Annotated in this window: 11 protein-coding genes; 4 read left to right on the plus strand and 7 right to left on the minus strand. The window is 53.4% G+C overall.

The genetic code is table 11. The features are described from left to right. Positions 1–39: 39 nt before the first annotated feature. From J1784_RS15470 to J1784_RS15500, 7 genes are all read right to left on the minus strand, one after another. Positions 40–1,308, minus strand: coding sequence for a zinc-binding dehydrogenase (locus J1784_RS15470; protein WP_217149975.1), 1,269 nt, complete (start codon positions 1,306–1,308; stop codon positions 40–42). After that, positions 1,305–2,708 (minus strand): PTS mannitol transporter subunit IIBC, encoded by a 1,404-nt coding sequence (locus tag J1784_RS15475; RefSeq protein ID WP_217149976.1) that lies wholly within the window; start codon positions 2,706–2,708, stop codon positions 1,305–1,307. The genes J1784_RS15470 and J1784_RS15475 overlap by 4 nt, the downstream gene beginning before the upstream one ends. 30 nt (positions 2,709–2,738) lie before the next feature. Continuing rightward, a complete protein-coding gene (gene cmtB / locus J1784_RS15480) occupies positions 2,739–3,185 on the minus strand; it encodes a PTS mannitol transporter subunit IIA (RefSeq protein ID WP_217149977.1) in 447 nt (148 codons plus the stop codon). A 328-nt stretch (positions 3,186–3,513) separates the two neighbouring features. Further along, positions 3,514–4,236: a DUF3053 domain-containing protein gene (locus tag J1784_RS15485; RefSeq protein ID WP_217149978.1), complete on the minus strand. Its 723-nt coding sequence runs from the start codon at positions 4,234–4,236 to the stop codon at positions 3,514–3,516. A 489-nt stretch (positions 4,237–4,725) separates the two neighbouring features. Continuing rightward, positions 4,726–6,795 (minus strand): glycine--tRNA ligase subunit beta, encoded by a 2,070-nt coding sequence (gene glyS / locus J1784_RS15490; RefSeq protein ID WP_217149979.1) that lies wholly within the window; start codon positions 6,793–6,795, stop codon positions 4,726–4,728. A 9-nt stretch (positions 6,796–6,804) separates the two neighbouring features. Next, positions 6,805–7,719, minus strand: a complete 915-nt coding sequence (glyQ, locus tag J1784_RS15495; RefSeq protein WP_120507875.1) for a glycine--tRNA ligase subunit alpha — start codon at positions 7,717–7,719, stop codon at positions 6,805–6,807. A gap of 166 nt (positions 7,720–7,885) precedes the next feature. Then, positions 7,886–9,886, minus strand: coding sequence for an autotransporter outer membrane beta-barrel domain-containing protein (locus J1784_RS15500; protein WP_217149980.1), 2,001 nt, complete (start codon positions 9,884–9,886; stop codon positions 7,886–7,888). Positions 9,887–10,078: 192 nt separating this feature from the next. Between J1784_RS15500 and J1784_RS15505 the strand changes: the two genes are divergently transcribed. From J1784_RS15505 to J1784_RS15520, 4 genes are all read left to right on the plus strand, one after another. Continuing rightward, positions 10,079–10,651: a DNA-3-methyladenine glycosylase I gene (locus J1784_RS15505; RefSeq protein ID WP_217149981.1), complete on the plus strand. Its 573-nt coding sequence runs from the start codon at positions 10,079–10,081 to the stop codon at positions 10,649–10,651. After that, positions 10,648–11,091 (plus strand): N-acetyltransferase, encoded by a 444-nt coding sequence (locus J1784_RS15510; RefSeq protein ID WP_217149982.1) that lies wholly within the window; start codon positions 10,648–10,650, stop codon positions 11,089–11,091. Before J1784_RS15505 ends, J1784_RS15510 begins: the two co-directional genes overlap by 4 nt. Positions 11,092–11,311: 220 nt before the next feature. Further along, positions 11,312–11,974, plus strand: a complete 663-nt coding sequence (locus tag J1784_RS15515) for an OmpA family lipoprotein (protein ID WP_217149983.1) — start codon at positions 11,312–11,314, stop codon at positions 11,972–11,974. A 101-nt stretch (positions 11,975–12,075) separates the two neighbouring features. Next, positions 12,076–13,083 (plus strand): LacI family DNA-binding transcriptional regulator, encoded by a 1,008-nt coding sequence (locus tag J1784_RS15520; protein WP_217149984.1) that lies wholly within the window; start codon positions 12,076–12,078, stop codon positions 13,081–13,083. Positions 13,084–13,222: the final 139 nt, after the last annotated feature.

Here is a 13,222-nt window from a genome sequence, read left to right on the forward strand (position 1 = left end):
TCCCTTAAACGCCGTCATTAATGAGGAGAACCGATGATATTACAGCCCGGTAGAAACACCAAAATGGTTCAGCAGCACCTGCTCGGCCAGCTCATTCCAGACGCCGTGCGTCGGTGCCACTCGCTCCGCCAGCAAGGCAAACAGCGGATCGGTTTTGCCTAATTCTGCAAAATCCTCAATGGCTGTCAGCGGCAGGGAAATACCGTTATAGATAAGCTTTTTACCGCCCGGAATATGCGGCAGATTGAGGACGGTTTCCGGTACGGCGTCCAGTCCGCCAATGTGCGTTATCATATAAGAAGGCTGAATTCGTCCGGCTGCCGTCAGCGCCAGCGCCTCTTCCATATCACCGGTCGAACCGCCGGATGTGCCGACAATGTGCGTAGAACCGTAGTGAACGTTGTAGAAATTAAAGGGAACGCTGAAGTTTTTGTCAGTCGGTCCGGCAAAGAAATTCAGGCAACCGTCTTCACCTAACAGCGCATCGCCCAGTTCAATAACTTCCGCCACGGCCGCGAAAACAAAGACATCATCAAAACCTGCGCCGCCGGTCATTTCGCGCAACGCCGCTGCCGGATCAGACAACGTTTTGCTGTTGATATACAAAAGTTCGATGCCCTTTTCTGCCGCCATCGCTACCGGCAGAAGCTGTTCTGCGCGCGCCAGCCGCTGTTCGTCGATATCCACCACCACAACCCGCGCCGGACGCACATCGCCGTTGACTGCATAATCAATCGCACCAATGCCCATCGGCCCCGCGCAGGCCAGCAGCGCCAGATTCCCCCCCGCTTTGATGCCCATCTGATGCTCATAGACATATTGCGTCGTGTGATAACTGGCGTGATACGCGCCGATAATGCAGCACATTGGTTCGGCCAGCGACGCGGCGGCGAAATAGCGCCCTTCGTACGGCAGAACACAGCCCAGGTCGATAGCCAGTTTCGGGATGATCATGTACGTCGCGTTACCGCCAAAGGTTTCGTAGCTGTATCCGGCGGAATATCCGCTCGGCAGCCCCATCGCCGGTTGCAGCACGAAACGTTTTCCCACTTCAAAACGGTTTCTGAGATTTTTGCCCACCTGCACAATCACGCCCGCGCATTCGTGCCCGGTCACCGCCGGATGATCGGCGATATCTTCCGGCACGCGTTTATGCTCACCACCCAGCAACGCCGCTTTGTAGGTCGACAGGCAAACGCTGTCTGACACCACGCTCACCAGCAGTTCGTCATCGGTGATTTCCGGCAGTTCGAACTCGCGGAGTCTTACATCTTTTTTACCGTAGATGGCGGCGACTTTGGTTTTCATGCTGTTGCTCCTTGCTGGACCGGGGAAGTGATGTCGGCAAACAACGCATCGAGCGCCGGATCGCCGAGATAATTTTTAATCAGAATCAGTGGCTGGTCGGTCACACGCTGAGCGCGGCCTTCGAGGCTGGCGTGGGTCACAATAATGTCGGCATCGGCGGGAATGTTTTCGATGGAGTAATGCTTCACTTCGATTTCATAACCGGCTTTTTGCAGCTTTTTACGAAACGTCGTCGCACCCATCGCGCTCGAGCCCATTCCCGCATCGCACACAAAGGCAATTAACCGGATACTGGCCGCAACAGGCTGCATCCCGCTTTTGCCTTCGGCTTTGCGCTTTTTGCTGGCGGCCTGAGAATCTGCAAAACCGTCCTCCGCAGGGGATTTATCGAATTTCAGAATGGCGGAGGCAACGACAAAAGAAACGACGGTTCCGGCCAGAACGCCCGCGCAGGTTCCCATAAAGCCCCCGCGCGGCGTCAGCGCCAGATAGGCAAAAATAGAACCCGGACTTGGCCCCGCCACCAGCCCCGCACCAAACAGTTCGAAGATGTAAATACCGGTCATACCGCCCGCAATTATGGCGATAATCATCAGCGGTTTCATCAGCACATACGGGAAATACAGCTCGTGGATACCGCCGAGAAAATGGATGATCATCGCGCCGGGCGCGGACTTTTTGCTCAGCCCTTTGCCGAACAGCGAAAACGCCAGCAGGATGCCCAGACCGGGGCCGGGATTGGAGGCCACCATGAAATAAATCGATTTTCCGGCAACGGCGGTGTCCTGCATTCCCAGCGGATAATAAACGCCCTGGTCGATCGCGTTGTTCAGGAACAACACTTTGGCCGGTTCATTAATCACTGACAGCAGCGGCAGATAACCGGTCGCCACCAGCGCTTCAATCCCCTCTTTCACCACGTTATTGGCCGCCATCACCGCCGGGCCGATCACTTCATACGCCAGCAGACAAAGCAGCATACCGAGAATGCCGAGAGAGAAATTATTGATGACCATCTCAAAGCCCGCCGGAATGCGCTTCTCCAGCAGTTTATCGACCTTTTTGATGACATATCCGCCCAGCGGCCCCATCACCATCGCGCCGATAAACATCGGAATGTCAGCCCCGACAATCACCCCCATCGTACCAATTCCGCCCATCACGGCACCGCGTTTTCCACCAATCAAATGCCCGCCGGTAGAACCGATCATCAGCGGCAACAAGTAAGTGATCATTGGCCCGACAAGCTGGCCGAAGTGCGGATTGGGTGTCCATCCGGTTGGGATAAATAACGCAGTAATAAAACCCCAGGCAATAAACGCACCTATATTGGGAATAACCATAGCAGTGAGAAAGCCGCCAAAAGCCTGCACTCTGGCGCGCATTGATTTATTAGCCATATTAAAATCCTGTGTGGTGTTAGGATAAAACTAATAACGCTGAATGATATTAATTAATTCCTCAGTGTTTTTTGAATTGAGTAATTCATCAATAACTTCATCTTCGCAAAGAATTTCACTTAACGCCTGAATCGCCTCTATGTGTGAATCAGAATCTTTCGCGGCTAATCCGATAAGCAAACGAACCGGCGGGCTTTCTGCGTCAAAGCTGACACCCTGACGCAGCAGCGTAAAGCTCAGCGCCGTGTGCAGCGCCCCGCATTCCGGCCTTGCATGAGGCATAGCAATACCGGGGGCGAGTAAATAATAAGGGCCAATTTCGCGGGTAGTGTCTTTAATCGCCTGAATGTAATCTGGTGTAATATATTTTCTTTCCAGAATATTCTTCATTGATAAATCTATCGCCTGAGACCAGTCGTCAGCGGATGAATATATCGCAATACTTTCACGATCGAAAAAATCCATTAATGATGGCATTATTCATCCTTATTTATATCAATGAGTATTTATATTCAGGAGCATATTCTCTGAAATGAATTTAATCAAACCGACAAGAATTTGTGAACTGCATTATAAAAAAATGAATAGAGATAATATAATACGACAGAGATCACACGAAAAACGTAATTTTCATAAACTATGACATCACGCAACAGGCTGTTTGTGAATTAAACCACAAAACGGGATTTTTTATTATTATCGTAATTTGTGATCTCCCTCTGATTTGCCTTATTGCGTTTGGTTTTAAGAAATAAAAAAGCCACGCATTTGAGCGTGGCTTCTGTATATCACATCTTAATCTGGCTTAGTTGCTGAAATCGCCCTGGGCGACTTTTTGCGCCTGAAGCAATGTCTGCTGTTTGCCGACCAGATTTGACATCATCGTGTTGTACTGTGTGGCCTGTTGCTGCGTCGGGAACTGTACGCCGCCATTGGCGAAAGCGACCTGAGTCCCCTGCTGTTGCAGGTAATCACCGACAGAGACGATATCCTGCGTGAAGCTTTGCAGCGCTGGCACCAGCGGAGTCAGCACGTTCGCCGGCTGGGTTACCACAGTGTTGTACACCTGACCATAAACCGCTTTCAGATCATCCGGTTGTTTCAGTGCGGCCATTGCAGTATCAGCTTTCACTTTTGAGTCACGCAACTGTGCATTCAGCATGCTCAGCGTGCTGGCTGCCTGCTGCAACGCGCTGCGCTGGGTCATGTAATCCTGCGGACTACGCACCTGACCAATCGCGCTGACCACCGGGACAAGGCTGCCTTCAACGGCACCTTTCATCTGGCGGGAGAACGACAGGATGATGCCGTAGTCATTCGCGTAATTACCAAAACGTTGCTTCTGATCTTCACTCAGCGAAGGCAGGTTTTGCCCGCTGCGCATGACGGTATTTTGCAAATAATCGATAAAGGCTTTGCGTTGTTCCGGTTCTTTATCGCCACATGCAGTGAGCTGGAAAACCACCAGCAATGCGATAAACGGCGCCAGCCAGCGAGAAAATACACCGCTTCTGATCCCTACAGCCATGAGTCCTGACTCCTGATTTCAATGTTCTTCTTCCGGCCAGTTCCCTGCCGATGCTGTGCATTCCATGCGGGTTATAGGATAGAACAATTGGGGAGAGAACGCTTTTTAAAAAAGCGTAGAAAAGTTTTAAATTTGAAGTTCAAGGTCAGGAGCAACACCGCGGGCTCGCCGCCCACACTGGCCCGCAGCTTTTTAAAAAATAAAGAAAGTAAGGTTGTGAAGTCAAAGCCTGAGGCCGGTTCCAAAATACCGCCGGAGGAGAGGTGCAAAACCGCGTGTCTTTTTACGCGGGTTGTAACCCGAACGGAGGGCTCCGCGCAGCGGCGGAATTTTGCGGCTGTCGCCACGGCAGCTGAAACATAGTCAGCGAGCAGAGCGCGCTGTGAGAAAACGCGGGAGTCCAGAGGGAGAAGGTTTATTCTCCCTCTGGTCGGTGTGGGCCGATGCCCACGACCTTGACTTTGATTTTGACTTTAAAAAGTCAACTGCTTACTGAAGCAGCGAAATATCCGCAACTTGCAGGAACAGCTCACGCAGTTTAGACAGCAACGTCAGGCGGTTGATACGCACCGCTTCGTTCTCATCCATCACCATTACGGTATCAAAGAACGTATCGACGGTTTCGCGCAGCGCAGCCAGTTCCACCAGCGCTTCTTTGTACTCACCGGCCGCAAACAGCGGTTCCAGTTTGTCGCGCAGAACCACCAGATGCGTTGCCAGTTTCAGCTCAGCGGGTTCTTTCAGCACAGATGCGTGAACATGATCCAGCAGAACGTCTGTCGATTTCGCCAGAATGTTGGATACACGTTTGTTGGCCGCAGCCAGCGTTGCCGCTTCGTCCAGCGTACGGAAGTAGCTCACCGCTTTCACACGCGCATCGAAATCTGCCGGTTTGGTCGGACGACGTGCCAGCACAGCCTGAATGGTATCGACAGCGTGACCTTCTTCCTGATACCACGCACGGAAACGACCGAGCATGAAATCAACCACTTCATCGACAACCTTGGCGTTAGTCAGCTTGTCGCCATACAGACGCACCGCTTCTTCGGTCAGGGTTTGCAGGTCGAGCGAAAGGTTTTTCTCAACGATAATACGCAGAACACCCAGCGCTGCACGACGCAGTGCGAACGGGTCTTTGTCACCTTTCGGATGTTGACCGATACCGAAAATACCGGCCAGGGTGTCCATTTTGTCTGCGATTGCCAGCGCGCACGCCACCAGCGAGGCCGGTAATTCGTCGCCCGCAAAGCGTGGCTGATACTGTTCGTTCAGTGCAACCGCGACTTCTTCCTGCTCGCCGTCGTGACGCGCATAGTGCATGCCCATCACGCCCTGCGTGTCGGTGAATTCGAAGACCATGTTGGTCATCAGGTCACATTTTGACAGCAGACCGGCGCGTTTAGCGTTCTCAACGTTGGCGCCGATTTTCTCAGCGATCCAGCCGGACAGCGCCTGAATACGGTCAGTTTTGTCGCGCAGTGTACCCAGCTGTTTCTGGAACAGTACGGTTTCCAGACGCGGCAGGTTATCTTCGAGACGTTTTTTGCGGTCGGTATTGAAGAAGAATTCGGCATCAGCCAGACGCGGACGCACCACTTTCTCGTTACCGGAAATGATTTGCTGCGGATCTTTCGATTCGATGTTGGCCACAAAGATGAAGTTCGGCAGAAGTTTGCCCGCGGCGTCGTACACCGGGAAATATTTCTGGTCGCCTTTCATGGTGTAAACCAGCGCTTCAGCCGGAACTGCCAGGAATTTCTCTTCGAATTTTGCGGTCAGCACCACCGGCCATTCAACTAGAGACGCGACTTCTTCCAGCAGGCTTTCGCTCAGATCAGCGATACCGCCAATCTCTTTCGCTGCTTTCTCGGCATCCTGTTTGATCAGCGCTTTACGCTGCTCGTAATCAGCGATGACTTTACCGCGCTCCAGCAGAATTTGCGGATACTGATCGGCATTATCAATCGTGAATTCAGGCTCGCCCATGAAGCGGTGACCGCGAATGGTGCGGGCAGAATCGATACCGAGGATTTTCGCCGGGATCAGTTCATCACCTAACAGCAGAGTCACGGTGTGAACCGGACGCACAAACTGTATGTCAGAATCGCCCCAGCGCATCAGTTTAGGAATAGGCAGTTTAGCCAGAGAGGCCGCGATCATCGCAGGCAGCAGTTGTTGGGCGCTTTCACCCTTGACGTGCGCACGATACACCAGCCATTCACCTTTGTCGGTGACCAGACGATCGGCCTGATCAACGGTGATACCGCAACCGCGAGCCCAACCTTCAGCGGCTTTGCTTGGTTTACCTTCAGCATCGAACGCCTGCGCCACAGCCGGGCCACGTTTTTCAACTTCGCGGTCAGCCTGAGATTCATGCAGGCCGGAGACTTTCAGCGCCAGACGGCGCGGTGCTGCAAACCACTTAACTTCGCCGTGTGGCAGATTCGCCGCATCCAGCTCCGCAGTCAGGTTAGCTGCAAAAGATTCAGCAAGGCTGCGCAGAGCCTTCGGTGGCAGTTCTTCCGTGCCGATTTCCACCAGAAATGTTTTTTCAGTCATGGACTTATCTCACTTCTCGTTCTTTTTGCACATCGGGAAGCCCAGCACTTCGCGGGAAGCGTAGTACGCCTCAGCTACCGCTTTAGTCAGGGTACGGATGCGCAGAATGTAGCGCTGACGTTCAGTCACAGAAATCGCTTTACGCGCGTCGAGCAGGTTGAAGCAATGGGCTGCTTTCAGGATGCGTTCGTACGCTGGCAGTGCCAGTGGCTTTTCGAGAGCCAGCAGGGTTTGCGCTTCTTTCTCGTGCTGTTCAAAACAGGTGAACAGGAAATCGACATCGGCGTATTCGAAGTTATAAGTCGATTGCTCAACTTCGTTCTGATGGAATACGTCGCCGTAGGTGGTTTTGCCCAGCGGACCGTTGCTCCAGACCAGATCGTAAACGCTGTCCACGCCCTGGATGTACATCGCCAGACGCTCCAGACCGTAAGTGATTTCACCGGTCACAGGTTTACATTCCAGGCCGCCGACCTGCTGGAAGTAAGTGAACTGCGTCACTTCCATGCCGTTCAGCCACACTTCCCAGCCGAGACCCCAGGCGCCGAGCGTCGGGTTTTCCCAGTTATCTTCAACGAAGCGGATATCGTGGATCAGCGGGTCAAGACCCAGCTCTCTCAACGAGCCGAGGTACAGCTCCTGGATGTTTTCCGGTGAAGGTTTAATCATCACCTGGAACTGATAATAGTGCTGCAGGCGGTTTGGGTTTTCGCCGTAGCGCCCATCGGTCGGACGGCGTGAAGGCTGGACGTACGCTGCCGCAAAAGGCTCAGGGCCGAGTGCGCGCAGGCTTGTCATCGGGTGCGAGGTGCCCGCGCCGACTTCCATATCCAGCGGTTGAACAATGGTGCAGCCCTGCTGCGCCCAATAATCTTGCAGTGTCAGGATCAGGCCCTGAAATGTCTTGGTATCAAACTTTTGCATGTTGGATTCGCACGCGAGAAAGTGGGTTTAAAGAGAGTCCGACAGTATACCCGCTGAACGGAAGATAATCAGCCAGAATCAGGCAACTAAGGCATACGGAGAGGCAGTGTTTAGGTTTCAGCGAGAATTTTCGGAAAGTTAAAGGGGCTGATTGCCCCTTTTACCGTTAAAACCGCGCGCTGATCCCGGCGTTATAGGAAGTCTGCTCGCCGGAATCCAGACCGGTAGTTTGCGAAACAGCGGCAAAAGCCGAGACGCTGTGGGTTATCTGCACGTTTAGGCCTGCGGTCATATCCACCCAGTCGTTGTCCTGCTCGCCGGTGGTGCGGCTGAAGCGGGTGCGGGTGGATTTGATTGCGCCGGTGGCGGTGTAGGTATCATCGCCAAACTGGCGGTCGTAGGTGACCTGAGCATACGGATTGACGATGCCCAGTTGTGCATTAAGCCGCCAGCCCAGCGCGCCGATTTGTGAATGGGATGTCTGGTCGCCAAAGCGCATTGAGGTGCTGGTGTCGCCCTGTTCGTTATAAGCGTTGATACTGCTGTAATCCCAGCTGTACTGCGCCACAGGACCGGTTTTCAGTACCGGTAAAATTGGGAAATCCCAGCCAGCCGTGACGCGCCCGCCCATCTGTTTGCCATCGGTATCGCCGCGTTCGGTACGGGTCACCGGCCCGAGCGTGATACTGCGTTTGATGTCGTCATAGTTGAGCGATCCATAATGTAAATCGCCGTTGATCCAGCCGTTTTCGGCGATTTTGATGCCCGTAAATACCGTCGCCATTTTGCCACGTGTACGGTAGCTGTAATGGTCGGTCGGATCCTGTTTGTCGTCTGAACCGGAAATCATCAGCCCGATCATCCACCGATCGGTCATCTGATAATCCATCCCGATATTGAGCGAGTTAGAGGTTAAATCGCCGTCGCCCAGTGACGGATTCATTTTGCTGTCAGCGCTTTGTCCGGCGTAACCGCCAAACATGCCAAAAGTACCGGCATCGTTATCCTGCGTGCGTAACTGCTGATAGCGGCTGTCGAGCAATCCTTGTGTATTTCTCGTCAGTGCCAGCGATCCCTGATTCAGCGCCGTGACTTCCAGCGGCCCGTTGAGCACCGACTGCATGTATTGCGCGATCAGCGCATGTGCCTGCGGTGTCGGGTGGAAATGGTCTGCAAACAGGAACGATTTACTGGCGTCGAAGCCCGGCATACCGGAGGTACATTCGGAAGCAGATGTCCCGACCGGACAGGCAGTGCCTGCCGTATTGGCAAATCCGTACATCATCGGATCCGCCACCACTTCATTGAACAGTCCGTTGATATCCACGCGCGCAATATTGCCGCCGGTTTTCGCCAGCGCAATATCCTCAGTGGTGTTGTAGGTCTCTGTCAGGCCGCCCGCCGCCACTTTTAAGGTGTCATACGCCACTGCCAGCCCTTTGGCGATAGTGTCCTGCACCAGCGGAATGCGCGAACCTTCCACCGCAGCAGCAGCCAGTGCGTTGTGAATGGCTTCGGTACGGGCATCCGCGTTCGGCGTGTTTTGCGCATTCAGATAGGCATAAGCCGCTTCGAGCGCCTGTTGCTGCACCGGCAGTAATCCGATTTGGATCACGCTCTCCATCAGCACCGGCGTCAGGCCGATATTGGGCACCGTCGGTACGACAACCGTTCCCGCACCTGCTTTGAGTAAATCATTCACCTGAGACGCGGCCTGCGTGGCGCTGTTGGTGGCAATTTGTAACGCCGTGATAGGGTTCAGGCTGAGCGCGGCCGCCGCCAGATCATTGCCGCCAATCCAGTGAATATACAGCCCGTTCGGATCGGCTTTACCGCCAGTGGAGGCCAGATAATTTTTGACCTGATCCTGCGTGGTGTAGTCAGAATCCAGCCCCGGCACCGCAACACCGCCGCCTTCGGCATAGTTCAGTCCGCCCTGTGAAGAAGGCGTTAACGTCGTACCGAAGTCTTTCGCCAGTATTTCGTCATAGAGCGGATGGATATTGCTGTCATAAGTCCAGCGGCCAATATTGCCGGTATCACTGAGACTGTCGCCGAAAACATAAAGCTGATCGTAAGCCTGTGCCGTTGTCTGTAACCCAAGACACAACGCCACCGCGAAAGCCCCTTTCGTCAGCCGCAAGACAGAAATTTTGTTGCCGGTCATAAGTGTGATTTCCCTAAAAAATCGGCGTGGTCGCGCTAGGATTTAACGTAAGGATTACGTAATGATTGGCTTTAAATATTGTTCAGATCCGACCAGCGTCAAGGCAGAGATTTAGAAATTGCGACGTTGCAGAGTTATCCGAGAAGTCACACACTGACGCCACGCATTTAAGCCTCTTATAAGGACAACAGAATGGCGACTACCCGATGCAGCTGGGTTTCGAAAGAGCCGGTTTACCTCGAATACCACGATAAAGAATGGGGCGTTCCGGTCCTGGATGGCCGCGAATTGTTTGAAATGCTTTGCCTGGAAGGCCAGCAGGCGGGGCTGTCGTGGATTACCGTGCTGAGAAAACGTGAGAATTATCGTCAGAACTTCCACAATTTTGACCCCAAACGCATCGCGAAAATGACCGATGAGGATGTGGAGCGTCTGGTGCTCGACGCGGGCATTATTCGCCACCGAGGCAAAATCAAAGCCATTATCGGCAACGCACAAGCATATCTGGCGATGGAAGCCAGCGGTGAAAGCTTCTCTGAGTTCATCTGGAATTTTGTTGGCGGCCATCCGGTCATCAATAATCCGCCCGGACCGGAAGGCGTTCCGGCGAAAACGACGGTGTCTGATGCGATGTCCAAGGCGCTGAAAAAGAAAGGCTTTAAATTTATCGGATCCACGATTTGTTACGCCTTTATGCAGGCCGCCGGACTGGTGAACGATCATCAGTCTTATTGCTTCTGCCATCCCGCGAATCAGCCGTTATGATCCGCGCTGCGCAGTCCGCCGACACTGAAGCCATTTTGATGCTCTGGCTGCGTAGCTCATTACTTTCCCATCCTTTTATTGCCGATTCGTACTGGTTTGAAAGTCTGCAAATGGTCAGGGAAGATTTTCTGCCCAAAGCCCGCGTCTGGGTCGATTGCAGTACAAATGATGAAATTTGCGGCTTTATCGGCGTAATGAATCAGCAGTTTATCGGTGCGCTGTTTGTTGAAGAATCTCACTACGGCGACGGCACCGCGCAGCGGCTGATGGCAGCGGCTAAAGAGGAATACCCGGTACTGTTACTGGAGGTCTATCAGCAAAACCACCGGGCTGTGGCGTTCTATCATAAAGAAAAGTTTGAAATATCCGCCCGTACCCGCCATCCCGGCACTGACTTACCAACCTTTATCCTGCGCTGGTTCCAGCCGCTTTCGGAATAAGTTCCTGAAATGAGTAAAAATACAAAAAGGGATATCCGGAATTCTCCTACTGCTTAACACCGCAAAATTGCGCATAAAGAGCGCCAGAACGCCGCAGGACAGATGTCCTCTCGTTGCATTTGTTTATGTTTTGACACCTTTTTCTGTGCAACTTGTTGGAAAGCAGGCAGTCATAATGCAGCGGTAAAGTTCTTAATAAAAACATCATGAAGGAAATAAGATGAGCAAAAGATTACTTGTGGTTGCGGGCGTACTTTGCGTCACTTTGGGCCTGTCAGCCTGTACCACTAACCCTTACACCGGCGAATCAGAAGCAGGGAAATCCGGCATTGGCGCAGGTATTGGGGCCGCGCTCGGCGCTGGCGTCGGGATGCTGTCTTCCTCCAAACACGATCGCGGCAAAGGCGCGCTGATCGGCGCAGCAGCCGGTGCCGCACTGGGTGGCGGTGCAGGTTATTACATGGACGTGCAGGAATCTAAACTGCGCGACAAAATGAAAGGCACCGGCGTCAGCGTGACCCGTCAGGGCGATAACATCGTGCTGAATATGCCGAACAATGTGACGTTTGATACCAACAGCAGCACGCTGAAACCGGCGGGCGCTAACACGCTGACCGGTGTGGCGATGGTACTGAAAGAGTATCCGAAAACTGCCGTGAACGTAGTCGGTTACACCGACAGCACCGGTACCCGCGCGCTCAACATGAAACTGTCACAGCAACGTGCTGACGGCGTGGGCAGTGCGCTGATCACCCAGGGTGTTGAAGGCAGCCGCGTACATACCACCGGCGCTGGCCCGGACAATCCGATTGCGACCAACAGCACCGAAGCGGGCAAAGCGCAGAACCGTCGCGTCGAGATCACCCTCAGCCCGTTGCAGTAAATTTTGTCGTACCCTGATAAAAACGGAGCCATTCGGCTCCGTTTTCTCGTTTGTGATATTCTGCCGCCACGTGCCTTCCCACCTGTGTAACGGATGCCAGTATGTCTCTGAAAGCCATTGCGAAAGATCTCGGTCTCTCTGTCACCACCGTCAGCCGTGCGCTGAACGGTTACGATGACGTTTCAGCGGACACCAAAGCCCGGGTTCAGGCGGCAGCAGATTTGCGAGGCTACCGGCCAAACACCCTCGCGCGCCGGTTGAAAATGGGTAAGATCGACGCTGTTGGCCTCATTTTCCCCTTCACTTCTCATCCGTTAAGCAATTCCGCGTTTATCGAAATGGTCGGTTGTATCACCCGCGAACTGGCAAAATACGAAATCGATTTACTGCTGGTGCCGGATGAACTGGGCACGTTTTCGTGGCGCAGACTCATCGAAAGTAAACGCGTCGATGCCATGCTGGTGGCGCATACGCTGGATAATGACCCGCGTCTGCTGGATTTGCAGCAGCGTAATTTTCCGTTTCTGGCGCTCGGACGCAGCGGCTGTCTGACGCAGGATTACGCCTGGTTTGATTTTGATAACCGCGCCGGAATGCAAATGGCAGTCGATCATCTCGCTGCGCTCGGGCATCAGCGCATCGCGTTTCTCGGCGAAAACAATCAGCAATCGTTTATCGGTCAGCGCTTTCAGGGTTATCTCGACGGATTATGCGAAAACGCGCTGCCGCATAATCCTGATTACGTGCATAAAATCAGCCCGAGCCGTCGCGCCGGATACCAGACCACGCAGGCGCTGCTGGCTCTGCCGCTGCCGCCGACGGCGATTGTCTGCGACTGCAATATGCACGGCGAAGGCGCAGCACTGGCACTGCATGAAGCCGGATTGCTGCTCAGCGGTGGTGTTTCCCTGATTATCTTTGACGGATTACCATGCGACAGCGTGCCCGATGTGGCCGTAACCGCCATCCGTCAGGGCACGCGTGAAGCGGTCGGGTTACAAATAGCCACCATGACGATGGCGCTGATCCGCAACGAACCGCTGAAGAATTTGCAGGTTCTCTGGCAACCCGAATTGCAGGCGGGCGTGACCGCCCATCCACCGCGCTGATATTTCCCCTTTAGGTTATTTTTCCACCCTATATCACAGTTTTTAGTCTTCACAATTCCCATCCGAAACGTTTCGGATCAATAGTTACTGCACCTGATTGCGTCTTATCAGCGCAATTTTTTGTTTGGAGCAGAGATTA

The sequence above is a fragment of the Rahnella ecdela genome (assembly GCF_019049625.1).
GTDB classification, from domain to species: Bacteria; Pseudomonadota; Gammaproteobacteria; order Enterobacterales; family Enterobacteriaceae; genus Rahnella; species Rahnella ecdela.